Origin of the sequence: Gottfriedia sp. NPDC057948 (assembly GCF_042887255.1) — a bacterium.
In the GTDB taxonomy this organism is placed as follows: Bacteria; Bacillota; Bacilli; order Bacillales; family Bacillaceae_G; genus Gottfriedia.
Map to the genome: position 1 here is coordinate 1 of NZ_JBHVPN010000017.1, position 25,701 is coordinate 25,701.

Genomic DNA, 25,701 nt, shown 5'->3' on the forward strand with positions numbered 1-25,701 from the left:
ACTGGAGGAGCCGTGTGCATTAATAGTGCAAGCACGGTTCTGAGAGGGTTTGGAGTTCAATTACCGAAAGGTAAAAGACTCCATTCTACTCGACTAGTTCAATAAGGTATTCTATTAATTCACGTTTATTCCAATCTTTGTGGAAAGTTCCTTTATATACTCTTTTTGTGAGTCAAACTTGGAATTTATATATACCTCTTTCATTCTTTTTTGTGCTTTTTCAGGATAACCATAATAATGATAAAGAAGCGTTAAATGATGTCGGGGTTCAAACCGCCCCAATTCTTCCTTTAATTCAATACCTCTTATAATATCTTCAATGTTTTGATATTGTTCAAAATATGGAAGTATTACATTTACAATGTCACTTTCCACCTGCTTTTTTATTTCTTCGATATCCGTTTTATCTGATATCTTATACCAATTTTCACGTATATTCTTTATATCACTTATTCGTAGTCTTAACATCGAATCTACTTCTAATGGAAATGTCGGGGATTTCAATTCAGATAAAGTGGTATATACTTTATCGCAGTAAATTCCCGTATTAAATATAAACTCTACCTCATTTTTTGTATTCCATTTAGAAGATTGGATGTTAACAGTCCAAGCAAAGTCAGAAAATATCTTAGCAAAGTTTTTTCCTTTCTTCTTAAATCCTTTTGCTTTAAATAAAGGTGCAATTGTTTCTTTAATTAATTGATTTAACTCATTCTGCATACTCATATTTCTCCTTGGATGGAATGCTTTGTATAACGGTTCATATAATAATTTATCATACTGAATCCTAAATGTCTTATTGAACTAAACTGCCATTATGTTGAATAAGAAAAAGCGATCTTCTATTGAAGAATCGCATCAGTTAGGTGAATAAGGTTATAAACACTTATCTTTAAAAGAACTATTTAGAAATTCCATGGAATTGAATCAATAAATGCCTTTATAAAATTTTTTATCCAAACAAGAATTGATTTTATTTTTTTCATAATAATAAACATTCCTTTTGCAATAATGTACAAATAATAAAGACGAAAAATATAAAAGCTACTTCGTTATAGAATTATCGCATGCTTTAGTTGTATAAGTAAGTATCTTTTAGATTCATTTTAGGAACTTGGAAAGCCATCTTTTGATTTTAAAAATTCTCATTTGTCGACTTTTTTAACTTTATGAGTTTCTCAAGACGAAGATAAATAAAGCTAACCGATATACCCACAATGAAACCACCTACTACTGCAAGGTCACTCCATTCAACAATTCCCCCTACAATATCATCCCAAAATACACTTTTCCAATTTTCCCAGAAGAATCGGTCTCTGTGATTAGATATATGCATTTCTGGACTAGTTGAAATTCCGATAATCCCAAGCTGAAAAGCATTGGATAAATAATAAAAAATAATTGAAACAAGCCACGTTGAGCTACTTGCTAAAGCGGACATCAATCTTGATTTGGAAGTTCGTGCTTCATTCAGAGCGATGGGTACAATTGGTACTAACCAAACACCATAAGTCAGCACTTTCCAAAAAAGCTCACCTTGAACAAGCACATTTGAAATAAAACTATGAAAGTAAAAATCAAACACCCCAAATACAATCCCAATTACAATATAGACGAACCATCGTATTTTCACTAAACAATTCCTCTTTTCAGATTTATTTATCTTAAATTAGATTGATATTGTATATTCGGCTTCTAAATTAAACTATCCTGCCATTTTGTTGAATAAAAAAAGCGATCTTCTATTGAAGAATCGCACTGCGTTAGTTGCATAAGAAGTAATAAATACTTGTTATTTTAATTGATAAAATTGCTCTAATTTTTTATCTAACTCTTTCCAAGTAATTAACGTATGAGAGGGATCCTTATCTAAAATGACATCTATTTTTTCAGCTACTTTTTTAATTCTTTTAGATGGATCATCTCTTTTTCCTGCTTGATAAATTGCCAATTTAATAAGTTCTCTATTCCCATTTTCCCAAACCCATTCTTTAAGCTGTAATCGACTAATGTATTCATTTGTGGGGATCACTTTACCTCGCCAATCGCAAATTTCAAATAGAGGATATCTATCACCTGTCCATTCTTCAATAATACGTATTACTTTTAGTAGAATGTAGTCTCCTGTCAATAATTGATAACTAATTACATCACCATCTTTTAGATCAGTATTAGCAATGAACCTCTTTGGTATTTTTTTAGCTTGTGGTTGTGAGGAATTTATTTGTTCTTTTAGTTTTAGTAATACTGCTTGCCGTTTCTTTTTTAATTGATCGTCATCTGCCCAATATTCAAGATCATCACCACTATCAATAATTTGAATGGCTATATCTTTTACTTCGTCTTGGAGTCTACCTAATTTCCATTGAATACACGCAAATGTTAACCAGAAAGTAGTGATTTCATCATCATCTAACTCATTTTGAAATTCGGCTATGACTATTCTACTCGCGTCTTCACTCGAGTAGTTATTACTTAATAAATCTTTATACCTAAAGCTAACATCTTCAGTTAAATCATTTGATAAAATTGCTACTCCCCAAGCACCCACTATATTTCCCTCATTTCAATCATGATAAGACTATTAATTATTCCCTATATATAATTCAACTAACGCATGCGTTAGTTGGATTCAAAACGCACAAAGGTATCTTCTATGCCCATCATGTTTTTTAATGTTTTACCTAAAGCATAGTGATTAGGGAGTTCTTTTTGTAAAACACAAATAAAATATCCTGCTTTCCCTTGTGATATATTAGTTAACTGTAAGTACTCATCATTTTCATAAATGTAAGAAACTAAATAATCATAATAGTCATCTTTCTTATCTTTAACATTTAATCCTACATTGTACAGTCTTACTTTTGTACCTGCCCAAATTTTGTCAACATCATTAATTTTCTCCATAGGAATCCAATTAGACTTTCCCATTTAACCACCTCATACTTACGATATAAGTCCATTTTTATTAAATATACCATACAGTTTCTTAAATTTCTTATTCAACTAAACTGCCATTTAGTGAAATAATATTTGATCCTTTTCTAGCTTTCACCCACCGATTTTAATCATGAATTTCGTCAATAATGCTTGGTAAAAGACCTTTTATTGGAGGGGATTCATTAATGATATTATCTAAAGCATGGAAAAGTTACTATAATGATAAGTTAATTGAAGGATACTCAACAACTACTCTAAAAGCAATATAAAATACAAGCAACACTTTTAATTAAACACTTCGGTGATATTGATATTGCTCATATCTCAACTGATACTTTAAAAGAGTATCTTGTAATTGTTGGAGAAAATTTAAAACTTGCAAGTCTAGCACACAGAGTTCGTTTTATAAAATCTTTATTCCGTTGGGCTCATGAAGAAGGTGAAATTCATAGTAACCCTTCCTCATAGTTAAAAGAACCAAAAGTTGGAAACAGAATTCCTAAATTCTTAACTGTTAAGGAAATTGAACTCCTTCGTGATGTATGCAATACGCCAAGAGAACAAGCAATAATTGAGTTTATGTATTCAACAGGATGTCGTATAGGCGAAATTGTCTTATTAAATAAAAATGATATAAATTGGACGAATCATTCGGTAATAGTACGAGGACAAGGTGATAAAGAAAGGAGAGTATACTTCAATACTCGAGCTGAAATTTGGTTATTGAGATACTTAAACGAACGAGACGATGCTGATCCTGCATTATTTGTAACAGAAAGAGCACCTCGTCGGTTAAGTATTGCTCAAACGCGCCATGTAATTAAGGAGGTTTCTTTAAAATCAGAGTTTAACAAAAAGATTTCTCCCCACTAATTAAGGCACAGTTACGCAACTCATTTAATTGATAACGGAGCTCCAATTGAAGTAATCCAAATTAGGTCACGAAAAGAGTGAAACAACACGAATATATGCGAAACTAAGTGGAAAGCAACACCAAAATCATATTTTAAATACTTTTAAAAAAGGAACTGCAACGCTCCATTTAATAGCTTCATATAAATAATCTCTTGTATAAAGAAATTAGGACGCGATAGTTAAGATACGGGTATATCCTAAACATCTTAATGGCATTCTTGAAAAATGAATACGAAAAAATTCAGTCATATCAATGGGTGAATCCTAAACAAGTAAACCAATACAATCGACATAGTACGCTAATGTCCGCGTATAAAAACATAAATGACGAGAAATTTCGCTATTATATTCTAAAGCAGAAGTCAGATGTGTTTCATTCGATGAAGAGCTTTTTCAAGCAGGAGCATGAGAAGGCAATTAAATAGTAATTGGGTATGGAGAATTAAATGGAGTGCAAAATTCGTAGAAAATGAGAAACAGAGGGACCAGATTTGTTGGTTTTTCTGTTTTTTTATGTTTTTTTAAAATATGTTGCAAAACGTACTTGTTGCGATTTATAATTATTTAGCTTGATATAATTCGCAATTATTACGTTTTATGTATATTATTTAGGAGGAATAATTATGAGAGTACCTATTACAGTTTTAAGTGGATTTTTAGGATCAGGTAAAACAACGTTATTAAATCATATTTTGACGAATCGAGAAGGGTTGAAAGTTGCTGTTATTGTAAATGACATGAGTGAAATAAATGTAGACGCCCGACTTGTAAAAAATGGAGGTTTTTCACGTACAGAAGAAAAGCTAGTTGAAATGCAAAATGGCTGCATTTGTTGCACGTTAAGAGATGACTTGATGATAGAAGTTGAAAGATTAGTAGATAATGGAGGAATTGATTACATAGTAATAGAGTCTTCAGGTATAAGCGAACCAATTCCAGTTGCACAAACTTTCACTTATGTGGACGAGGAGCTAGGGATTGATTTAACTAAAAAAACTCGTTTAGATACAATGGTGACAGTTGTAGATGCAAATCGTTTTTGGGAGGATTATTCTTCAGGGGAAACATTATTAGATCGTAAACAAGGAACTGATGAAACAGATATTCGTGAAATTGCAGATTTGCTTCTTGAACAAGTTGAATTTGCAGATGTTATTATTTTAAATAAAATTGATCTTTTAGAAGAACACGATGTAAAAGAAATAACTGCATTTCTTAAGAAAATTAATGCACAGGCAAAAATTATACCTGCTATATTTTCGAATGTCGATTTGAAATCTGTATTAAATACTCATCTATTTGACTTTGATAAATCTAGCCAAGCAGCAGGTTGGATTAAAGAATTAAATGATGAACATATTCCAGAATCAGAAGAATATGGTATAAGTTCATTTGTTTATCGTCGTAAGAAACCATTTCATCCAGAACGTCTATTTTCTTGGCTAGAGAATTGGTCAGTTGACGTTGTTCGTGCGAAGGGATTCTTTTGGTTAGCTACAAGAAATGATATGGTAGGAATGCTATCTCAAGCTGGTTCTACGATAACCATTCAAGGAGCTGGAGAATGGATTGCTACATTACCTAAAGCAGAACAAAAGGAGATGAGAAGAGAAGATCCATTGTTAGAATATAAATGGGATGATAATTTTGGTGATCGGATGACTGAACTCGTTCTTATTGGAATTGATATGAATCAATTAGAGATTGAGAAGTCACTTGATAAATGTTTGTTAACAGAAGAAGAAATGGAAACAAATTGGAATGAATTTAATGATCCAATGCCAGTATATGTCCAAAATTAAACATATGAATCTACTAATTAATCTAGAAAAATAAGTTTAAATTAGATAAAACTTATTGATTTTTAATGGTTGGACGAGCATATGTCTGTTTCGTATAGAATATATTTCACTATAAAAAATTATTTGAGGTGATGTATGGTACGGAAAGTTGGACAAGAAGTAATAATTTTTTTGGTTCTATTTTGTTATTTATTTTGTTATGTATTTATTGATTTTACGAATTTATCGTCTTTATTTCATAAAGTACCTAAAGAACTTTTAAATATGAACACTATATTTATAAGTTTGTTTTTAGAAGCTCTTCCATTTGTATTAATTGGAATCATAGTTTCTTCAATTATTCATGTTTTTGTAAAACCAGAGACGATTAGTAAAATTCTTCCTAAAAATGCATTATTGGCATTTATTCCTGTTGCTTTAATTGGCATGATTATGCCTGTATGTGAATGTGGTATTGTTCCGATTGTCAGATCTTTGTTAAAAAAGGGTATGCCTGCGTATATTGGGATTGTTTTTCTTAGTAGTGTACCAATCATAAATCCAATTGTATTTACTTCAACCTACTATGCATTTCAATCGAATTCTCAAATGGCATTTTTAAGGCTAGGGTTAGCATTTATAGTAGTTCTAATCATTGGTTTTTTTACATTATTATTTTATCGAAATAAAAATGTACTATTAGAAACTAGGGAAAAGCACGAGAACCATAAACATGTTCATCATATTCATTCAAATACAAATCGAATAAGTGAAGTCATTTCTCACATTAGTAGTGAATTTTTCTCAACATGTAAATTTTTAATTATCGGTGGATTAATCACAAGCGTATTTCAGACTTTTCTTGATAGAAGTGTGTTAATACATCTATCAAATCATACGAATCTATCAAGCATGGTTATGATGGGATTAGGATATTTCTTATCTTTATGTTCTGGATCTGATGCATTTATAGCTGCATCTTTTTCGAGCACATTTCATGTAAAATCTATTCTAGCGTTCTTAATATTTGGAGCTATGATTGATTTGAAAAATACATTTATGATGTTTGCATATTTCAAGAAAAGATTTGTATTTTTTTATATTTTCTTAACTGCAAGCGTCGTATTTGTAGTGACGTCGATTTGGAATTTATATTGGTGAGGTGAATAAATGTCTTCTTTTCAAAATCGATTACGCTCTGTATTTTTCTTCGGGATTGTTCTAATGCTTTTGAAGCTTTTAGTTTCAGGAGATATTCAATATTTCATTGCACCAAAGATGGTGAAATTCACAATCATTACTTTAGTTGCTTGTATAATTATTGGATTAATTCACTTCTTTGAATTACTAAAAGAACATCATACTTCATGTAATTGTTGCTCGAATCAAAAAAATAGGACTTTAAGTTTAGTAGTTTTAATAAGTATTCCAGTTATAACAAGTAGCTTATTTTCAACAAATGTTCTTGGAGCAAGTATTGCTTCAAAAAGAAGTATTTCTTATAGCCAAAATATAGTAAAAAAACAAGCCAAAAAAATAAAAGTAAAAAATGATAAATCAAATTTCATAAAAGTTGATGATTCGATGTATGGACATATTATTTCAGATGTACAGGATAGTTTAGATCAATATGTAGGTAAAAAAATATCTTTTAATGGTTTTATATATCGTGATAAGCAAACAAGAAAAAATCAGATTTATGTATCTCGTTTTGCTATTACCTGTTGCGTAGCTGATGCTCAAGTGTTTGGATTGATGATTGAGGGAAAAGAGGTTTCAGGATTTAAAAGTGATCAGTGGGTAAACGTAACTGGTACAATTCATAAAGTGAAGATTGGAAAATTTTATGAACCTATTATTCAATTAGAAAAAATAGTAGAAATAAAACCACTAAAAGATCCATATGTTTATTTTGATTAGGAAAGTTTAATTAATATTTAATCAGAAAAACATTGAAAACGTAATTGTTTCGTTTTAATATTAAGCGTACTATACTTGCTTATTTTTGGTAAGTATCTATTTTTACTTAATAAATCGTAACTATTACGTTTGAAAATATAAAATAAATTCTAGTATTAGATAGAAGGGCGGTGCACTTACAGTAAAATATAAATTTTATTGTTTAGTGATATGAAAAATATAAAATTAAGATCGTTATTGTCATTTAGTATTTCTCTCTTTTTATTAGCAGGATGTTCATCTAAATCGATTTCTACTTCGAATAAATCAAAGGAGAACGAATCTAAAAAAATTAAAATAGTGACTACTTTTTATCCTGTATATGAATTTACTAAAAATGTTGCAAAAGAAAATGCCGATATTAAACTATTAATTCCATCATCAATTGAACCCCACGAATGGGAACCAACACCAAAAGATGTTGGAGCAATTCAGAATGCAGATTTATTTATCTATAATAGTCCATATATGGAAACCTGGGTTCCAAACATTGAAAAAAGTTTAAGTAACAAAAAATCATCATTTATTGAAGCAAGTAGCGGTATTTCTCTGATTAAAGGGCAAGAAAATGAAGAAAAACAAGGTAATAATAACCATTCCGAACAAATGGATCCACATGTGTGGTTAAGTCCAGTATTAGCTCAGAAGGAAGTTCAAAATATAGCAAAAGCTCTAATAAACATTGATCCAGAACATAAAGAAGAATATAAAAAAAATAGCGATGATTATATTAAGAAATTAAAAGACCTTGATAATCAATATCGAACTACTTTAACGAATATGAAAAATAAAGAAATCATTACACAGCATGCTGCATTTGGATATTTAACAAAACAATACGGTTTAGTACAAGTTCCAATTGCTGGCTTATCTCCATCGAATGAACCAAGTCCATCAAGACTGGCGGAACTTAAACAGTTTGCAAAAAGTCACGATATTAATACAATCTTCTTTGAGGAAGTTGCTTCCCCTAAAGTAGCGAATACACTAGCAAATGAAATTGGTGCAAAAACAGCTGTCTTAAATACACTTGAAGGTTTAAGTGAAGAAGAACAAAAACAAGGAATTGATTATATAAGCGTTATGCAGAAGAACTTACAAATATTAAAAAAAGTATTAGAAAATAAATAATAATTAAGTAAAAAGCGTGTTCCTACTTAGTGTCACGCTTTTACTTAATTAAGAAAGGAAATGAAGAGATGAGTTTAATCCAGGTAAAAAATGTCAAATTTGGTTATCATCATACTTCCGTTATAGATAATGTAAGTTTTGAAGTAAATAAAGGGGAGTTTATTGGAATTACAGGTCAAAATGGTGCATCTAAATCGACTCTTTTAAAACTAATGCTCGGTTTATTAAAACCATGGAGTGGTGAGGTTCAAATTAAAAAAGATGCAAATAATGAGTTGATAAAAATTGGATACGTGCCACAACAAATCGCTTCATTTAATGTAGGGTTTCCAAGTACAGTAATTGAACTTGTGAAATCGGGTAGATTTAATCAAAAAAAATGGTTTGAAAAAATGAATAAAATAGATCACGACTCAATTAAAAATGCACTAGTAATGGTAGGAATGTGGGATTTTCGACATCATAAAATTGGTTCATTATCTGGGGGACAGAAACAAAAAATTTGCATTGCTCGTGTATTAGCTTCTGAACCTAATTTATTAGTTTTAGATGAACCCACTACTGGAATGGATAAAGAAAGTAGAGAAAACTTTTATCAATTTTTGGATCATCAAGTTAAAAGGCATAATCGAACAGTCGTTATGGTGACCCATGAAAAAGAGGAAGTTGAACAATATCTTGATAAAATCATACATCTAGAGAAGGGGGAACATGGCATATGGAGATGCTTAACCTTGAATTCATGCAACGGGCATTTTGGGTTGGTGGATTAATCGCTGTAATCGCACCAATATTAGGTGTATTTTTAGTATTAAGAAGACAGGCTTTAATGGCAGATACACTATCTCATATTTCACTTGCAGGAGTAGCGATTGGTTTTTTTATTCATGCTGATTTAACATTTTCCAGTATGTTGGTGGTAATCATTGGAGCAATTGCAATTGAATATATGAGAAGAGCCTATCTATCATATTCAGAAGTATCGATTGCTATCCTAATGGCAGCAGGATTGTCACTTGCTCTCTTTTTAATGAGTATTAGTGCTGGAGGGATGACTACCAATGTAGAACAATACTTATTTGGATCAATTGTTACTGTTACTCAGAAACAAGTCTATTTGATGATTGGAGTGACAATCGGCGTATTATTCTATTTCCTCTTGTTAAAAAGACCTCTATTTTTAATGACTTTTGATGAGGATACTGCTTTTACAAGCGGGGTAAATACAAAATTATTATCCTTATCGTTTAGTGTATTAACAGGTGTTGTCATTTCAGCTATAATTCCTACAATTGGAGTGTTGCTTGTTTCCGCTCTACTTGTTCTCCCTGCTGCATTCGCAATCCGAATTGCGAAAGGATTTAAATGGGTTCTCTTATTAGCGGTATTAACAGCAATTTGTAGTATGTTTGTAGGTTTAACATCTTCATACACATTGGGAACACCACCTGGTGCAACAATCACTTTGGTATTAGTGATTATATTAATATTGGGTTTTATTATTCAGAAAGTTGTTGTACAAATTCGAAGAGAAAAAATAGTTAATCAGAATTTTAATTTAAATGATAAGTATTTATAATAATACTCGGCTGAATTAAATAAAAAATAGGATATTAAAATGGGCGTATCATATGCAGTATAAGCAACCTTTAAAAAAAGACATTAGAAAAATTCAGTCATACCAATGGGTGTATCCTAAACAAGTAAACCAATACAATCGACACAGTACGCTAATGTCCTCGTATAAAAGCATAAATGACGAGAAATTTCGCTATTATATCTTAAAACAAAAGTCAGATGTGTTCCATTCTATGAAGAGCTTTTTCAAGCAGGAGCATGAGAAGGCAGCAATATAGAGAGCGGGATATTGAGAATTAAATGGCGTGCGAAATAGGTAGAAAGTGAAAAACAGAGAGACTCTATTGAGGGGGTTTCTGTTTTTTTGTCATGAATACTCAAAGTTTAATGAATGGCATACAGAGGACCTTATTCAACATAATTGTATAATTGTTGAGCAATATTGTTAAAAAAATAATTTTGGATGTAAAATAATGAACTTGTTTGAATGGGTTTTTCCTTTTGTTGGAATAATCGGGGTACATATTAAAAGTCATGTGTGATTGTTTGTAAACAGATTTGTACTGAACAGATGATTATTCCCAAAAGCTTCTGGTAATTTCATAAGCCCACCTTTATCTGTAATTTAATCTTGAAATTCAATCATTTCATCAATCAGAGTAGAAACATATTGAGTGTTGTTGTTAGCTTTATCCTTTTATTAGTTAGTGATATATATCACAACAAGATGTATAATTGTGATAAAAAACAATAAAAACATAGCTAGTGTAAAATAAAATTTATATAAACGAAGATAGCAGTACACTGTGGAATACCCGGATGAAAAAGGGTATTTTTTTTGTGAAGACAGGAGCGAAAGAAAGGAGGATATACTTGAAAACATTTTATGTTTGTTACACTTGTGAATCCTATATAAAATGGGAAAATGTAACCCAAGGATTAGAAGTTACCATTGAGGAGATTCGAATTGAAGTGATGAATAAACTGTTAAAGTATGATTATTTTATTGTGAAAAATGATAATGGATATAGTTTGATCAATTCCTCTTTAGTACGGTATGTAAGTATTGTTAATGAGAAGACCGAATCAATGAAAGTAAATTAGATTTAATACAAGCTTTTATTCTATAAGGGTAATTAGCGTTGATAGCTCTTATTTGTTTATGTTATCCCTCCGTGGATTAACGAAGCAAAAATGATTGATAGGATATAGAAAATTATTGGATGAACCATCCAGCAAATGATAAGCATTTTTACAGATAAATGACAAACAGTTACATTAAATTTAAAGGGGAAAACAGTGTGGGGAGAATAGAGAGAAGACAGCAAAGAAAATTATCAAAGAAACTATGGAACCGTTTATCTTCCAAAGGCTTCCTTTTCAAAATATTATCGATAGTCGCAGCGTTAGCTGGATGCTTTTTATTTATTATGAATATCTTGATTTGGACAAGTGATGTGAGTAAATTGGAAGATCCTGCACCGCAGCCGACAATCATCTTTGATCAAAAAGGAGAAGCCGCAAGTAAGATCTCAGTTTCGAACATCGAGGGAGTCAGCATAAAGCAAATTCCAACAAATATGATACATGCCGTTATTGCAACAGAAGATCAACGCTTTTACAAGCATAATGGTATTAACTATTTCGGGATTACAAAGGCGCTACTAAAAAACTTAGTAAGTGGAGAAATTGTTGCAGGCGGAAGTACAATCACGCAACAATTAGCCAAAAATGCTTTTCTAACACAAGAGCGTACCTATACAAGAAAGTTAAAAGAATTGATTTTGACAAAAAAGATTGAACGAGTATACTCAAAAGATGAAATTTTAGAGCGTTATTTAAATCAGATCTATTTCGGAGAAGGTGCTTGGGGTATTCAACGTGCAGCCCAAGTGTATTTTGGGAAAGATGCGAATCAGTTAACATTAAGCGAATCAGCGATGTTAGCGGGCATCATTAAGGCACCTTCTAACCTGTCGCCTTTTAAGAATTTCGATAAAGCAATTAATCGAAGAAATACTGTGCTGTCATTAATGGAAAATGAAGGCTATATTAGTCAAAGTGAAGCTCAGAAGGCTAAGGCACAAACAATTTTATTAGCAGATAAGAAAAATAAAGATTACCAAGGTAAATATCCATATTATGTAGATTATATTATTGATGAGGCGATCAATAAATATCATTTGACACCAAACGAGGTTCTTTCAGGAGGACTCCATATTTATACCGAATTGAATCCTGCCATTCAAAGTGCTGTTGAAAATGTGTATAAAAATAACAATTTGTTTCCTAAAAGTCAGTCTGATCAAACCATTCAAAGCGGAGCCATTCTGATTAACCCTTCAACAGGAGGTATTACTGCTCTTGTTGGCGGACGTGGTGAGCATACTTTCAGGCAATATAACCGTGCCACTCAATTAAAACGTCAGCCTGGGTCTACAATGAAACCATTGGCAACTTATACTCCAGCGTTGGAACAAGGATATGATATTTTTGATACTTTAGAAGATCATCCTATTAATATCAATGGCTATCAACCTCAAAACTCTGACAATCAATTTCATGGAGAAGTTACGATGTATGACGCACTTATCCACTCTTATAATGTACCTGCTGTTTGGTTATTACAAAAAATAGGATTAGGTAATGGGATAAATGCAGTAAAGCGTTTTGGTATTCCGTTAGATAAAAAAGATCAGACTCTTGGTCTAGCTCTTGGAGGTATGAATGAAGGAACATCCCCTTTAAAAATGGCTCAAGCATTTTCCGCCTTTCCAAATAACGGCATTATGGTAGAAGCACATGCGATTCAAAAAATTGAGAATGCAGATGGAGAGACGATTGGGAAATGGAATAAAAAACAAACTCGGGTGACCGAGGCATCCATCGCTCAAAAAATTACATTTATGCTCAAGGGTGTTGTCAAAGAGGGAACAGGAGTTAAAGCACAAATAGAAGGCAGAGATATTGCAGGTAAAACAGGAACTACTCAGCTGCCTTTTTCCACTGTGAACGGAGCAAAAGACCATTGGTTTGTAGGCTATACTCCAAACATCGTTGGGGCTGTTTGGTTAGGCTATGATAAAACAGATAAAAATCATTATTTGACATCATCAAGTAGTCAAACCGCGACAGTAATATTTAAAGAAATTATATTGAAATCTGGAAAAGAAATTCCGCCCAATAAGTTCGATCTACCAATACTTGGAAAGAATTATAAAAAACAATTAGAAAAGAAAAAGAAACAAGAGGAAAAGTACAGAGAAGAAGAGCAAGAGCAAGTGCAAGATGATGGTTGGAAAGAAGACAAGCATGAAAAGAAGGAGCATAAAAATAAAGGAAAAGGACATGGAAATGGAAACGGACATGGAAAAGGTAAAGGTAAAAAATGGAAGGACTAAAGAAGCGACCCGCCATAATTAAAAGTAGAGTTTAGTAAATCAAATCTAATATAAAATTCATAGAAAGTGAGAAACAGAGAGACCCCTTTGAGGGTTTTTCTGTTTTTTTGTCATAAATACTCAAAGTTTAATGAATGGGATAGAGAGGATTCTTATTCAACATAATGGCAGTTTAGTTGAATAAGAAAAAAGAATATTTTCACTATGGTATATCATTTCAGGTCTAATTAATTGGTATAATCATATAGAATTAATTTTAATTAAAATACAATTTAATAAAGGGGTTTAATATGACTAAAATGAATTTACCGTACGGAGTAACAGGGGGATATTACATGCCTGGAGAGGAACCTGAGCCACCCTCTATTAATAAATCAAAGTTTTATTCTCTGTGTAAAGAAATCGCTTCAAAAAAACAAATAAACTGTGAAATTCTAAGAGATCTAAATTATAATAATTTTTATGCTGTTAAGTTTTTCTTTAAACCTGAACCTGTTTATGTAGCTGTAAATATAGCACATCCTTATGTAGCATTTTGTCTTGCCGATGAAAATGGAAAATTTGGAAGCTCATTCCCATTGAATTTTATCGATTTTAGAGAACTTGCTGATGGATTTAAGGGGTACAAAATAATGACAGTTAGTGACTTGAATAAGCCATTTATACTTAATGAGCATGAAGAGTTAAGAAATGTTGGGTCAATTAAAGAACAAATTAAACATTGGGGACCAAAAACAATAGGGGATGCAATATTTAATTATTGGGATTGATTAGAGAACCACTAAAAAATTACATAAATTTAATGCAACTAACTGATGCTTAAGTTGAATAACAAGATCGGCTGTTTAGTCGATTTTTTTTATGTCACTATGGCAGTTTAGTTGAATAAGGAATGGTACAATAAATATAAATAATCGTGTATTGGGGAATCTATTATATGGAAAAACACCTAACTAATGAGGTTCTGGATAAAGTATTCTTCGTTGATGGAAGTTTAAGGGATATTTATGTTTTAGATGTCAATTTGGACGATTGGCAAAAATTAATAGATTGGTTACGTTTATCTGATTGGGCTATTCAATTTTATATAGATGGACAAGAAAACACGAATAAAATAACAAATGTATCCAAAATATTTGATGAAAAAAAGAAAAAAAGTGTTTTAATGTCTATTAATATTAATGGTGTTTTGATAAATTGCCATTTCTTTGTAGAAGATGAAATAGAATTTGATATAAATCCTAAAGAAATTATTGGTCTATCTGAAGTTAGTTCCGTATTTGAATTTATGAGTAAGCTATCAAATGTGCTTGGAAAGGAAATTATTCTTACTGAAGAAAACTTTCTTGAACATCCTTTAGTTACTGTAAAATCAGATGGAGCATTGCTTATGCATATTTAAGATAAGTTCTTATTCAACTAAATAATGCTTTAGTTGAACAACAAGATCGGCTGTTTAGTCGATTTTTTTTATGTCACTAAATGGCAGTTTAGTTGTATAAGACTTTGAAAATTTTTTAATAAAAACTTAAAAATAATATGGTAATATTGCTTAAATGAATTGGTTGATTATTGTATTAAAACAATAGGAGGAAAAATGAGATTTAAACACAGGTATACATTTAATGCAGGGAATAAAAAGCTCGAAGAATATCTTACTTTAAATGAAATTCCTTTTGATTTGGAGTATGGTATCGGCGTTTTTGAAATTTTTGAAGACAATGTACATTGGGAAGAAATAAATAAAAATGCCAACCATTATGGTTTATTATCTTTAGTAGATGCTATATATTCGACGGAAGAGTTTAAAAATGCAGAATGGCTAAGTGTCAGAAGTAAATGGAGATGGGCATACCCTCAACCAGAGGGAAATATGGCGTATGAACACATTACCTATAACGATGAAAATTTATGTGATGGTTGTGGGAGTGGACTAGTTCAGAAAGACAGTTTTAGAATGAAAAAGTCACCGAAATGGTCTAGTAAGAATTTTCTAATGCTTAATTGGATTGCAGATGAATTATTTATTAGTAGCAAAGCGAAGGATGAATTGCAAAAGAGTACGCTAAAAGGTTTTGATTTTTATGAAGTTAAAAAAAGTACTAAAGATAATGTAATACTTGATGATGTACACCAACTGTATATTAATGATCAACTTAAACCTGGAATGTTAGAAGATAGTGATACAATAGCAAGTACAATTCGTTGTAATAAATGTGGAGGAACCAAATTTATTTATAGCGGTAGAGGGTTTAAATATCATAATAGTGTATTTGAAAATGTAGATGTAGATATTATCAAGTCTTTTGAAACCTTTGGTAACGGTCATATGTGTGCAAGAAAAATTTTAGTTTCTCAAGAATTCTTCCAATTTATTAAGAAAAATAAATTTGACAGAAATTTAGAATTTGAACCAATTTTATTGGTTTAAAGCGTCAATTTAGAAATAAACCTTATGCAACTAACGCAGTGCGTTAGTTGAATAACAAAATCGACTGTTTAGTCGATTTTTTCTTGGGCAAAATCCAGTTACTCTCTCAATTTGGAAGGTAGTTTTTAGATTATCTAGAATTAACATACTTATAAGTTATTATCTTGGGAGGTAAGTCAGTGATACATCATAAAAGAAAGATTACCGTTGTTTTTTTGTTAGGTATATCTATTATCTGGTACATATTCTTTAAACCTATTTTTTTAATGAATGGTAACGATAAAAATAATATCCTAGAAACTATTCAATCATTAAACAAAGAGCAACAATCAATTGAAATAATAAAAATTTTCGATTTGAAAAAAGATAGATATGTAGCGTATTTACATGATAATATGCCTGCATATATACACTTTGAAAAAAACAATATTGGAAGTTATAAATATATTGATGCTGATTATGGATATTATGATTCTGAGAATGAAATAAGTTCAAATCTTCAAGTTTTTCCACTACCTAGAGAATATAAAGATGGAAAGCCTTTACCTTTGAACCTACTTGCAATAACGAATTACGAAAATACTGTTGCTAAATTGGGTGTACGTGTTATAAATGCGACTGGTAGCACAGAGAAAAATGAAATTAACGTGGGTAAACCAAGTGCTAGTATTCTTACAATGAATAAAGCATCGGAAGCATTTAGTTTGGAATATAAATATTTTGATATAAATGCAAAACTAGTTAAGTAACTAACTAATGCAATAGTTGAACAACAAGATCGGCTTTTTAGTCGATTTTTTATTCAACATAATGGCAGATTAGTTTAAGTGAAAAAATTCACAAATAAGTTCGTGTTTTTATAATTGAATAATATTTTTTATAAGTAATAGGACAATTTTAGGTCCTATCTTTAAAAGTTTTTATTAATATGCTCATGACAGTGTTTTCTAATTAATTCTAATACTTCAATAAAAGTATACGAGTTATTCGTTAGTGCGTAGTGAAGGGAAAATCATTATAAATAAAAAATTAACATATTATTTGATTAAGGAGATGGGTTATAAGAATAATTTACCTTGTTGATTTAGGTTACTTTGTTACTGTTAGTTGGTTGTTCAATAAGTAAAATGTTACAAGTTTTATATGGCAAAAGAGAGGATAGATGGACAGGGGTAAATGCCTGTATTCATTTATCCTTCCTTATACAACAAATGACCTCATTTACTACAACAACTATGTTGCTTGTTGTTCAATTAACGCCATCCATTAGTAGAAGTATATTGGCGCTCAATTGCATGCTATCTTCTAATTTACTACATTTTAACATACGGATTCACTATCCCAAAAATGAAATGCCACTCAACTTTATCCTATTAATTTCCTCATAACTCCCTCACTAGAAAGCTCCGTTATTAGCACCATCAAGCTTTCGAGCGATGGTGCTTTTTCTTGGTTGAACCAATAGCTGAGGATACCAATCATAGCTGATAAAGCATATTCCAGTGTGTAGTCTAGTTCAAAGCTATCTTTCGCTCCTTTTGAAACTAGAATTTCTTTTATTATCGGCTTCATGCTGCCTTTGACTTTGCCTTGAAATGCTGGATCTCCGTGATCTCCAAGTAGTACCACGAGGTATTTGCTATGGTGTGAATACATGCTAACAAGTGCTTCAAACGGGAATGGATCACCTGGAGAAGATAGTTGCTGCATAGGCAACTCTTGTAGCCTGGAAATCAATGTGTTTTCCATTTGCTCCAGGACATCATAAACATCTGTAAAGTACTCATAAAATGTAGATCGATTATATCCAGCTCTCGTTGTAATTTCCTTTATTGTTATTTTCTCTATTCGCTTAGTGCAATAAAGTTCCCAGAAGGCATCTATTATATTTTGTTTAGTTTGTGCGGTTATCGTTGGCTTCTTTTTCATCGTTCTTCCTCCCACGGTGTCTCAAAATCCGACAATTGATGAAAAATGTCGGTTGATAGTGACATTAGTAAATAATACACTTAAATCATACGACACGTTGTCGGATAAATAAAGAAGGAATGGCGTGGTGAAATTAAATGACAGTAATAAACATTCAACATCTTACAAAAGATTACGGAAACAATAAGGGTATTTTTGATATTTCATTTGGAATTGAAGAAGGTGAGGTATTTGGCTTTCTAGGTCCTAACGGTGCGGGAAAAACAACGACAATTCGCCATTTACTAGGATTTATTAAACCGCAAAGTGGGGAGTCTACGATATTAAATTTAGATTGCTGGAATCAGTCCAAAGAAATTCAAAAGCATCTCGGTTATTTACCTGCAGAAATTGCTTTTCCAGAAAACATGACTGGTACAGAGCTCATTTCGCATGCTGCAAATATGCGTGGCCTCCGGGATATGACAAAAGCTCAACAGCTTATAGAGATGTTTGAATTAGACCCATCTGCACGAATAAAACGAATGTCTAAGGGAATGAAACAAAAGGTTGGGATTGTTTGTGCTTTTATGCATGATCCAAATGTTCTCATTCTTGACGAACCCACAACTGGACTCGATCCTCTTATGCAATCGGTATTTGTTAAGCTAATTCACCAGGAAAAACAAAAAGGGAAATGTATCCTTATGTCTTCTCATCTATTTGAGGAAATTCAGGGGACCTGCGATAGTCTTGCCATGATAAAGCATGGTAGATTAATTTCAGTTATGAATGAACAGGATTTTAAGCAATTTGATAAGACAACATTTAAAATAAAGTTTCAAAAACTAAATGATTTTCAATCTATTCAAGAAGAAGGGTTTATTATTAGCGAGATTCAAAAGGACAGTTTGCAGGTCATGGTGGAAATAGAAGACAATCAAATTAACGAACTAATACGTTCTCTTTCTAAAAGAGATGTAACATCGTTTCATGAAATGAAAAACTCTCTAGAAGAGTATTTTATGAATTTTTATAAAGGAGAGAAGAATGACAATGTTTAAAAAGTCTTTATTTATTCACTTAGTTAAATCAAATATAAAAATATTTTCTATCATTGCAGGAGTATTATCCCTGTTAATCGGGATTGTGATGAGTGTATTCACTCCGGAAACCATGCATGAAATTGCACAAGCTAGCATAGATGCTCCTGTTAATCCTTTAGGTGATATTACAACCTTAATTGCTTTTATAGCAAATCAATATTTTGGGAATTTCGCCCTCATCTTTGCCATGATTTATTCTGTTATTATTGGAAATAAGCTAATAGCCGATCAAGTAGATAAAGGTAGCATGGCCTTTCATCTGTCCTCTCCTATCACAAGAACTCAATACACTTTTACAAGCCTCATATTTTCTATTTCTACACTAGTGGTAATGTTTGGACTAATATTTGTTGTAGGATACGGTGTGTCAGAGTTAGTCCAACCTGGTGAGTTACCATTAGAGAAATTCTTTATTCTAACATTAGGGTCTTTGATATTGAATTTAGCAATTCACAGTATTATTTTTTTTGCATCTTGTTTTTTCAACCGTTCAAGCCATTCCCTTGCCCTTGGTGCAGGATTAACGGTGTTTTTCTTTGCTACGAATATGCTTTCTGGTATGAATGACAGTCTGGAAATCCTTAAAAATGTTACTATTATCACTCTCTACGATTCCAATGCAATCATTCAAAGTGGAAGCTACGGTGCTCAATTGATCATACTTGTTGGGTTAGCACTTGTCCTATATTTAATTGGGATACTCGTCTTTAAACGAAAAGATTTACCATTGTAAATGTCCTTTTAACCTTTGAAAAATATAGGGATTAAGAATTGGTTGGCACTTAGTTTTCGAGCTAACTCGAAAACTTAAAACGCACAAAAAACTATGCCTTATCATACACCTAACAAATTAGCTTTTTGTCCTGCTGCAAAACTAGTACTTGTAAATAATTATAGAATACAGATAAAGACAGTCTATTTTATGTTTGCAAAAGATATTAGAAATGTTAAGCTCGAAAAGCTGAACAAAGTTTAGGTGGGAATTCTTTTCTAATTATGTATAAATAATAATATAAATTTAACTGAAAAAGCACATCACTTTAATAAGTGAGTGCTTTTTTAATTAGAAATAATTAAATAATCAAAACAAATATTAGAGCCACTTTTTTTACTTTATGTTTCAAGCTATAAGAAGAACGTATTTTAAATAATGTGGCGATATAGGTAAGGTTATTTCGTTTACTAATCCCCTGCTGCACTAATTTTTATAGTTGTATTTGTTTGTATTATTGGTTGCGGACTTTTACAGGTCTAGATCTCTGTTCTATCAAATAATTAATGAACTTATTCAACTAACGCATTGCCTTACTACTATTACGCTTAAGGGGCAATTCTCGGCTCTTTTTTTTATTATGGGTATAACTCAATATGAATAATTTAATGATATTATTGAAGTACTAGTTATAAAGGAGAAGGGTAATGTCATTTGATTTAACAATAAATTCTAAAGGAAGAAATGAATAATTTATAGAAAGAGTTTCTGAGAGTAAATTGATTTTGGGGTCTAGCGAGTGAAGAAGGTTGGGGTGTATGTGAGTCAAATGAATATGAAGACACTGATGTAATGCCATTTTGGTAAGATGAAGCATATACACGACAATGTGCAATTAATGAATGGTCTTATAACAAACCCACTCCATACCTTTAGATGTGGTTTATGAGTAATTGGCTAAATGGTTGAAACATAGGCTTCATTGCCTTCAATCGTAGTATAAAGGGCCATTTTATTAAAAAAGGATATACTTTAATCAATTAAAATAGAGTTAAAGAAATTACCTAAATATAGCCACAAGCAGGTGTACAAAATTGGATATCAAACATTTACAATATTTTATTGAGGTGTCTAAATTTAATAGTTTTTCCCGAGCGGCAGACCATTTATTTATCACTCAACCGACAATTAGTAAAATGATTAAGAACCTTGAGACAGAGTTAGGAGTTGCTTTAATTGATCGCTCTAGTAAGCAATTAACATTGACCGATGCAGGGCAAATTATATTAGAGCAAGCAACATTAATTGACAAAGCATTTAATAATTTAAAAACGGAATTGGACAATCTTACAGGATTAAAAAAGGGACATATTCGTATTGGATTACCACCAATTTTTAATGCTCATTTTTTTCTAAAGATTGTTGGGAATTTTCATGAAAAGTATCCAGGGATTACGTTTCAATTAGTAGAAGATGGTTCAAAGAAAATAGAAGAAGATGTAGGCAACAAGTTACTTGATGTTGGTATCATTGTTCTTCCTACTAAAAGTGACATTTTCGACCATTATTCTTTTATGGAAGAGGATCTAAAGCTTATCCTTCACCCATCACACCCATTAGCAATAAGAGATGAAGTTGAATTATCAGAATTAGCTAATGAATCTTTTATCTTGTTTAATAAGGACTTTGTTTTAAATGATCGAATTATACTTTCTTGTAACAACGTAGGTTTTAATCCACACATAATATCTGAAAGTTCTCAGCAATCTTTTATTGAAGAAATGGTGGCTTCCAAACTTGGAATTTCACTTTTGCCTGAAAGTATTTGCCATAATTTAAACGAAAATGTTAAATCTGTTAAAGTAACTAATCCTTCAATTAGTTGGAACTTAGGAATTATTTGGGGGAAAAATCAGTATTTCTCCTATGCTGCAAAAGAATGGTTGAAGTTCACGATCGAGCAACTCAAAAAAGGAATTTTAAAAAACTAATTTATATGACCTATACTTAAAAAGACGGTTCATTTTAATTGAACCGTCTTTTTTTCTAACTATTCAATTATTTACAAACGGCATAATTGAAAGCATTTACATAGATAAAAGTTATAATACTGATGAAAACTAACCATTTTACTTCCACTGCATCCAGACGTAAACTTTGTATATGGAACAACAACCTTTAAATGGTCTGGAAGGTATTTTTACATTTAGATTCCAAACATGAAAGGAAGTTAAAAATGGAAGCAAAAAAAGTGAAAGAAAGTCGTATTATTAATACTGCACAAGTATTATCATGCGATTTAAATAACTATAATACTCTGTTCGGTGGAGTTTTAATGAAAAAGCTTGATGACGCGGCAACTCTATCTGCCCGTAGACATTCTCGTGTTAAGGAATGTGTCACTGCTTCTACTGACCATATCGATTTCTTGTGCCCAATTCATCAAACTGACTCAGTCTGTGTCGAATCGTTTGTAACATATACAGGTAAAAGCTCAATGGAAATTTTTTGTAAAGTTATCGCAGAAGATATGATAAATGGTGAGCGACTAATTGCTGCTACTGCATTTCTGACTTTTGTAGCTTTAGATGAAAATAAACAACCGGTTGAAGTTCCAGGTATTATTCCAGAGACAGAAGAAGAAAAATTCCTCTACAAAACAGGTAAAGAAAGAGCAGAAATGCGTAAATTAAGAAGACAAAAAAGTAAAGAATTAGCTGAGTATATTTCTTTAGATAAACCATGGGACAAATAAGAGGAGGAACAATTAATGATTACTTTATCTAGTATAGATGAATTAAAAACCACTAAAGAAACCCTTGAAAAATTAAAATTTGAATACCCTAACCTTTTTGAAAAACTATTATATATGGTTAATCTTACTCGTGCATTTCAATTTAAATACCATTTTCTAGGATGTTTAATTATGGATGAAGATCCAAGTCGATATACGCCAAAATTCGTGGAAGATTCAGTTCTAAACTTGTATAAAAAAGAATTAAAAAACTTATTAAATGATCCTGATTTCCAAGAATTGAAACGTACTTTTTCTGAAAATAAAAATACAGGTTACTCAAAAATTAGCCTTTTAGCACTGGATATGAAACCTGAATCATTATTAGGTTCTTCCAGCATTAAATAAATTTAGACTTCTAAGCTTTTACAATACAACTATTATGTTGTATTTTAAAATAAATTTTGCATCTCTCCTATTTAGAGAAGTAGGAATCATTTTCATGATTTTTGCTTCTTTTTTCTTGCTTTAATAATATGAAAATCGATTCAAGGAATCTTTGACTTACCTTCTTTACTATCTTAAGTTTAAAAATGGACTTTATAGGCTTTTTTGAGTGTCTACTATATGCACCACCTACTTTAAGTTATCTTCCAAAAGGTGAGTTAATTGGACAAAGTAAGTCGCCAAATCAAGAATATACTTTAAAAGCGTATGTTTCGAGTGGGGAGCAACAACAGATTTCTGTTAGGGGCGAACTAAGCTTTAACAAGAAAGCTATAAACCCTATAAATACTGGAATTATCATGAAGAGAAAGCAAATATAAAATGGATAAATAATGAGACTGTGATAATAAATGGTCATAAATTTATTGTTCCAAATCAAACTTACGATTTTCAAATAAATTAAATCTCTTGTTCAACTAACGCGCTTGAGTTGCATAATATGATCGACTGTTTAGTCGATTTTTTTTTGTCACTAAATGACAGTTTAGTTTAATAAGGAATTCGAATATTTTTATGAATTATGTACTAGAATTCATTACAAAATAAAAAGGAATCCTTATTCGATTTAAAAAGCGAGGTTAGAATATAATGAAAAAACAAATACTAAGTCAAAAATGGCTTTAATATTAGCATTTTACCTGTTTTTTCATTTTCTTTTCATAATTATGGGTAAATATAATTTAAATCAAATGAAAGGAATTTATTTATGGAAACAAACCAAAATAAAATGAAAGCTTTACTCAACAAGGTACCAGAAGTTACACTCTATTTCTGGATTATCAAAGTTTTATGTACAACAGTTGGTGAAACATTTGCTGATTTCCTTAATTTTAACCTTGGTTTTGGATTAGGACTTACTACGATCATTATGGGTGTAGCATTTTTTATCTCATTATTTTTTCAATTCAGAGCAAAAAAATATGTACCAAGTTATTATTGGATAACTGTTGTATTAATAAGTGTATTCGGTACTTTGGTAACAGATAATTTGACTGACGCAATGGGAGTACCTCTTGAGACAAGTACAATTGTTTTCTCAATACTACTAGGATTAACTTTTCTTTTTTGGTATCTTAGTGAAAAAACACTCTCTATACACTCAATTTTTACAAGAAAAAGAGAAGTTTTCTATTGGCTTGCCATTCTTTTCACATTTGCTCTAGGAACTGCAGTAGGAGATTTATATTCAGAACAACTTGGACTAGGGTATTTTAAAACCGGAGTAACGGTAATTAGTATCATACTTTGTGTATTTTTAGCGTGGAAGTTTTTAAAACTTGATGGAATGTTAGCGTTTTGGATTGTGTATATTCTTACTCGACCACTCGGCGCATCAATAGGGGATTACTTATCTCAGCCAAAAGTAAATGGTGGTTTAGGCTTAGGAACAACAGTTACAAGTGTAATTTTTCTATCCGCAATTTTAGCTATCATCATTTTCCTTGCTGTTACAAAAATTGATATTTCCGCAAAAAGTGAATCAAAAGAAATAAACAGTAGTAAGAAAAATGTTATGGCACAAACAATATTGGTATTGTGTATTTTCTTAGCAGTAGGTATTGGTGGTTATATAAAATTATCATTACAAACTGCTTCTACTCAAACTACATTATCTGGCCAATTAACGGATTTTGTAAATATAGAAAATAAAATGCTAACAGATGTGAACTCAAAGAACTTTACTTCAGCTAATAAAGATGCTGATAATTTGGAACATCAATGGGATACATCAGAGGCTAAACTTAGAAAAATAGATGGCACAACATGGACTAAAATTGACGGAACGATTGACGTTGTATTAGCAGCAGTTCGTTCATCAAAACCTGATGTAAGTAAATGCAAAACGGCAATAAATAATTCACTTAGTGTAATTAAGGTTGCTAATAAATAAATGACTTTAGATTAGGAATTGCAAATTGCGGTTCCTTTTTTTATTGTCGATAATGTCGATTTTGTAAAGTTAGAAATGCAATTTGAAAACTATGAGCAACTATTTTTCACAATGCGGTTAGGCAATTTTGTAGACAGTTAAAATAAAAAAATCTTTTATAACAGAGCCAAAAGAAAAAAAATTAACAAATCACTCTTTCTCTACAGGTTCACGAATTGAATCTTCACATACATCTCCGCTGTTTGTTGGGTTTATATAAGGTATTAGATAATTTAGTTGAGGATGTTAGGGATATTTATTGTTATACATTTCATAATATTTTACGAACGAAATGCCTTATGCCCCTATTTGAAATAATCATTCTTCCTTCCTAGTACATCCTAAGGCTTGGTGAATTAGTTGAGTGAAGATGTTATCTGATAGGTGCGGTGTTAGTATGAAATTAAAATATACCGACAAGCGTTTCATCGTCCAAAGTGATATTAAAATAAGGTATGTAAGTCAATTGAACAAATATCTACGTTCCAATTAAAGATAAACTTTTAAAGCATTTATAGAAAATAAATATTTTTTTTGAAAAAAATAGATTAATTTAAGTGTATGAATCTAGTAAAAATATGTTAGATTTGGTGATGAACATAAAAATATGTTTGTGTAAAAAGAGTAGGGGATATAAAGGTGGAAATAGAAACGGATACTGGAGGGAA

The 25,701-nt window shown here is 31.3% G+C and carries 26 protein-coding genes and 2 pseudogenes; 23 read left to right on the forward strand and 5 right to left on the reverse strand.

Annotation, left to right across the window (positions count from 1 at the left end):
• Nucleotides 1–114: 114 nt before the first annotated feature.
• From ACFVRR_RS19540 to ACFVRR_RS19555, 4 genes are all read right to left on the reverse strand, one after another.
• Nucleotides 115–720 (reverse strand): DUF4304 domain-containing protein, encoded by a 606-nt coding sequence (locus tag ACFVRR_RS19540; protein ID WP_387331911.1) that lies wholly within the window; start codon nucleotides 718–720, stop codon nucleotides 115–117.
• 415 nt (nucleotides 721–1,135) lie between these two features.
• On the reverse strand, nucleotides 1,136–1,633 hold the full coding sequence (locus tag ACFVRR_RS19545) for a hypothetical protein (protein ID WP_387331913.1): 498 nt from the start codon (nucleotides 1,631–1,633) through the stop codon (nucleotides 1,136–1,138).
• A 159-nt stretch (nucleotides 1,634–1,792) separates the two neighbouring features.
• Nucleotides 1,793–2,551, reverse strand: coding sequence for a hypothetical protein (locus tag ACFVRR_RS19550; protein ID WP_387331915.1), 759 nt, complete (start codon nucleotides 2,549–2,551; stop codon nucleotides 1,793–1,795).
• Nucleotides 2,552–2,622: 71 nt separating this feature from the next.
• Complete coding sequence (locus tag ACFVRR_RS19555) at nucleotides 2,623–2,931, reverse strand: hypothetical protein (RefSeq protein WP_387331917.1); 309 nt, start codon at nucleotides 2,929–2,931, stop codon at nucleotides 2,623–2,625.
• A gap of 531 nt (nucleotides 2,932–3,462) precedes the next feature.
• On the opposite strand from ACFVRR_RS19555, the gene ACFVRR_RS19560 reads away from it, so the two are divergent.
• From ACFVRR_RS19560 to ACFVRR_RS19630, 15 genes and pseudogenes are all read left to right on the forward strand, one after another.
• Entirely contained in the window at nucleotides 3,463–3,813 is a 351-nt protein-coding gene (locus ACFVRR_RS19560) for a tyrosine-type recombinase/integrase (RefSeq protein WP_387332093.1), read from the forward strand.
• Nucleotides 3,814–4,124: 311 nt separating this feature from the next.
• Nucleotides 4,125–4,280, forward strand: a pseudogene (locus tag ACFVRR_RS19565) (sporulation protein YhbH); the annotation flags it as partial.
• 195 nt (nucleotides 4,281–4,475) lie between these two features.
• Nucleotides 4,476–5,657, forward strand: coding sequence for a GTP-binding protein (locus ACFVRR_RS19570; protein WP_483867348.1), 1,182 nt, complete (start codon nucleotides 4,476–4,478; stop codon nucleotides 5,655–5,657).
• Nucleotides 5,658–5,792: 135 nt separating this feature from the next.
• Nucleotides 5,793–6,797, forward strand: coding sequence for a permease (locus ACFVRR_RS19575; protein ID WP_387331921.1), 1,005 nt, complete (start codon nucleotides 5,793–5,795; stop codon nucleotides 6,795–6,797).
• Nucleotides 6,798–6,806: 9 nt separating this feature from the next.
• On the forward strand, nucleotides 6,807–7,556 hold the full coding sequence (locus ACFVRR_RS19580; protein WP_387331923.1) for a TIGR03943 family putative permease subunit: 750 nt from the start codon (nucleotides 6,807–6,809) through the stop codon (nucleotides 7,554–7,556).
• Between the two features lie 210 nt (nucleotides 7,557–7,766).
• Nucleotides 7,767–8,726 (forward strand): metal ABC transporter substrate-binding protein, encoded by a 960-nt coding sequence (locus ACFVRR_RS19585; RefSeq protein ID WP_387331925.1) that lies wholly within the window; start codon nucleotides 7,767–7,769, stop codon nucleotides 8,724–8,726.
• 68 nt (nucleotides 8,727–8,794) lie between these two features.
• Complete coding sequence (locus tag ACFVRR_RS19590; RefSeq protein ID WP_387331927.1) at nucleotides 8,795–9,499, forward strand: metal ABC transporter ATP-binding protein; 705 nt, start codon at nucleotides 8,795–8,797, stop codon at nucleotides 9,497–9,499.
• The gene (locus ACFVRR_RS19595) at nucleotides 9,445–10,305 is read left to right on the forward strand and encodes a metal ABC transporter permease (RefSeq protein ID WP_387331929.1); all 861 of its coding nucleotides are present in this window, start codon (nucleotides 9,445–9,447) and stop codon (nucleotides 10,303–10,305) included. The genes ACFVRR_RS19590 and ACFVRR_RS19595 overlap by 55 nt, the downstream gene beginning before the upstream one ends.
• 121 nt (nucleotides 10,306–10,426) lie before the next feature.
• A pseudogene (locus tag ACFVRR_RS19600) lies at nucleotides 10,427–10,582 on the forward strand (sporulation protein YhbH); the annotation flags it as partial.
• Between the two features lie 595 nt (nucleotides 10,583–11,177).
• Nucleotides 11,178–11,408, forward strand: coding sequence for a hypothetical protein (locus tag ACFVRR_RS19605; protein WP_387331931.1), 231 nt, complete (start codon nucleotides 11,178–11,180; stop codon nucleotides 11,406–11,408).
• Between the two features lie 197 nt (nucleotides 11,409–11,605).
• On the forward strand, nucleotides 11,606–13,705 hold the full coding sequence (locus ACFVRR_RS19610; RefSeq protein ID WP_387331933.1) for a transglycosylase domain-containing protein: 2,100 nt from the start codon (nucleotides 11,606–11,608) through the stop codon (nucleotides 13,703–13,705).
• Between the two features lie 290 nt (nucleotides 13,706–13,995).
• Nucleotides 13,996–14,475, forward strand: coding sequence for a hypothetical protein (locus ACFVRR_RS19615; RefSeq protein WP_387331935.1), 480 nt, complete (start codon nucleotides 13,996–13,998; stop codon nucleotides 14,473–14,475).
• 167 nt (nucleotides 14,476–14,642) lie between these two features.
• Entirely contained in the window at nucleotides 14,643–15,107 is a 465-nt protein-coding gene (locus tag ACFVRR_RS19620; RefSeq protein WP_387331937.1) for a hypothetical protein, read from the forward strand.
• 195 nt (nucleotides 15,108–15,302) lie between these two features.
• On the forward strand, nucleotides 15,303–16,136 hold the full coding sequence (locus ACFVRR_RS19625) for a hypothetical protein (RefSeq protein WP_387331939.1): 834 nt from the start codon (nucleotides 15,303–15,305) through the stop codon (nucleotides 16,134–16,136).
• 179 nt (nucleotides 16,137–16,315) lie between these two features.
• The gene (locus tag ACFVRR_RS19630) at nucleotides 16,316–16,885 is read left to right on the forward strand and encodes a hypothetical protein (RefSeq protein WP_387331941.1); all 570 of its coding nucleotides are present in this window, start codon (nucleotides 16,316–16,318) and stop codon (nucleotides 16,883–16,885) included.
• 616 nt (nucleotides 16,886–17,501) lie between these two features.
• Here the strand turns inward: ACFVRR_RS19630 and ACFVRR_RS19635 are convergent.
• Complete coding sequence (locus ACFVRR_RS19635) at nucleotides 17,502–18,065, reverse strand: TetR/AcrR family transcriptional regulator (protein WP_387331942.1); 564 nt, start codon at nucleotides 18,063–18,065, stop codon at nucleotides 17,502–17,504.
• 137 nt (nucleotides 18,066–18,202) lie between these two features.
• On the opposite strand from ACFVRR_RS19635, the gene ACFVRR_RS19640 reads away from it, so the two are divergent.
• The 8 genes from ACFVRR_RS19640 (at nucleotide 18,203) to ACFVRR_RS19675 (ending at nucleotide 24,994) form a co-directional block, all read left to right on the forward strand.
• Complete coding sequence (locus ACFVRR_RS19640; protein WP_387331944.1) at nucleotides 18,203–19,108, forward strand: ABC transporter ATP-binding protein; 906 nt, start codon at nucleotides 18,203–18,205, stop codon at nucleotides 19,106–19,108.
• On the forward strand, nucleotides 19,095–19,883 hold the full coding sequence (locus ACFVRR_RS19645; protein ID WP_387331946.1) for an ABC transporter permease subunit: 789 nt from the start codon (nucleotides 19,095–19,097) through the stop codon (nucleotides 19,881–19,883). The genes ACFVRR_RS19640 and ACFVRR_RS19645 overlap by 14 nt, the downstream gene beginning before the upstream one ends.
• Before the next feature lie 1,073 nt (nucleotides 19,884–20,956).
• Nucleotides 20,957–21,853, forward strand: coding sequence for a cidABC operon transcriptional activator CidR (cidR, locus tag ACFVRR_RS19650; protein WP_387331948.1), 897 nt, complete (start codon nucleotides 20,957–20,959; stop codon nucleotides 21,851–21,853).
• A 245-nt stretch (nucleotides 21,854–22,098) separates the two neighbouring features.
• The gene (locus ACFVRR_RS19655) at nucleotides 22,099–22,617 is read left to right on the forward strand and encodes an acyl-CoA thioesterase (RefSeq protein ID WP_387331950.1); all 519 of its coding nucleotides are present in this window, start codon (nucleotides 22,099–22,101) and stop codon (nucleotides 22,615–22,617) included.
• A 15-nt stretch (nucleotides 22,618–22,632) separates the two neighbouring features.
• A complete protein-coding gene (locus tag ACFVRR_RS19660) occupies nucleotides 22,633–23,004 on the forward strand; it encodes a hypothetical protein (RefSeq protein ID WP_387331952.1) in 372 nt (123 codons plus the stop codon).
• 185 nt (nucleotides 23,005–23,189) lie between these two features.
• On the forward strand, nucleotides 23,190–23,423 hold the full coding sequence (locus ACFVRR_RS19665) for a DUF5412 family protein (protein ID WP_387331954.1): 234 nt from the start codon (nucleotides 23,190–23,192) through the stop codon (nucleotides 23,421–23,423).
• Between the two features lie 5 nt (nucleotides 23,424–23,428).
• Nucleotides 23,429–23,506, forward strand: coding sequence for a hypothetical protein (locus tag ACFVRR_RS19670; RefSeq protein WP_387332095.1), 78 nt, complete (start codon nucleotides 23,429–23,431; stop codon nucleotides 23,504–23,506).
• Nucleotides 23,507–23,809: 303 nt separating this feature from the next.
• Nucleotides 23,810–24,994 carry a COG4705 family protein gene (locus tag ACFVRR_RS19675; protein ID WP_387331956.1) on the forward strand — a complete coding sequence of 395 codons (1,185 nt, stop codon included), beginning with the start codon at nucleotides 23,810–23,812 and terminating at the stop codon, nucleotides 24,992–24,994.
• Nucleotides 24,995–25,701: the final 707 nt, after the last annotated feature.

Bases quoted from the DNA above. Each gene is read 5' to 3' on its own strand.
- ACFVRR_RS19540 (WP_387331911.1), bottom strand. From the start codon at position 720: ATGCAGAATGAGTTAAATCAATTAATTAAAGAAACAATTGCACCTTTA.
- ACFVRR_RS19555 (WP_387331917.1), bottom strand. From the start codon at position 2,931: ATGGGAAAGTCTAATTGGATTCCTATGGAGAAAATTAATGATGTTGAC.
- ACFVRR_RS19575 (WP_387331921.1), top strand. From the start codon at position 5,793: ATGGTACGGAAAGTTGGACAAGAAGTAATAATTTTTTTGGTTCTATTT.
- ACFVRR_RS19580 (WP_387331923.1), top strand. From the start codon at position 6,807: ATGTCTTCTTTTCAAAATCGATTACGCTCTGTATTTTTCTTCGGGATT.
- ACFVRR_RS19585 (WP_387331925.1), top strand. From the start codon at position 7,767: ATGAAAAATATAAAATTAAGATCGTTATTGTCATTTAGTATTTCTCTC.
- ACFVRR_RS19590 (WP_387331927.1), top strand. From the start codon at position 8,795: ATGAGTTTAATCCAGGTAAAAAATGTCAAATTTGGTTATCATCATACT.
- ACFVRR_RS19595 (WP_387331929.1), top strand. From the start codon at position 9,445: ATGGAGATGCTTAACCTTGAATTCATGCAACGGGCATTTTGGGTTGGT.
- ACFVRR_RS19615 (WP_387331935.1), top strand. From the start codon at position 13,996: ATGACTAAAATGAATTTACCGTACGGAGTAACAGGGGGATATTACATG.
- ACFVRR_RS19620 (WP_387331937.1), top strand. From the start codon at position 14,643: ATGGAAAAACACCTAACTAATGAGGTTCTGGATAAAGTATTCTTCGTT.
- ACFVRR_RS19625 (WP_387331939.1), top strand. From the start codon at position 15,303: ATGAGATTTAAACACAGGTATACATTTAATGCAGGGAATAAAAAGCTC.
- ACFVRR_RS19635 (WP_387331942.1), bottom strand. From the start codon at position 18,065: ATGAAAAAGAAGCCAACGATAACCGCACAAACTAAACAAAATATAATA.
- ACFVRR_RS19640 (WP_387331944.1), top strand. From the start codon at position 18,203: ATGACAGTAATAAACATTCAACATCTTACAAAAGATTACGGAAACAAT.
- ACFVRR_RS19645 (WP_387331946.1), top strand. From the start codon at position 19,095: ATGACAATGTTTAAAAAGTCTTTATTTATTCACTTAGTTAAATCAAAT.
- ACFVRR_RS19655 (WP_387331950.1), top strand. From the start codon at position 22,099: ATGGAAGCAAAAAAAGTGAAAGAAAGTCGTATTATTAATACTGCACAA.
- ACFVRR_RS19660 (WP_387331952.1), top strand. From the start codon at position 22,633: ATGATTACTTTATCTAGTATAGATGAATTAAAAACCACTAAAGAAACC.
- ACFVRR_RS19665 (WP_387331954.1), top strand. From the start codon at position 23,190: ATGGACTTTATAGGCTTTTTTGAGTGTCTACTATATGCACCACCTACT.
- ACFVRR_RS19675 (WP_387331956.1), top strand. From the start codon at position 23,810: ATGGAAACAAACCAAAATAAAATGAAAGCTTTACTCAACAAGGTACCA.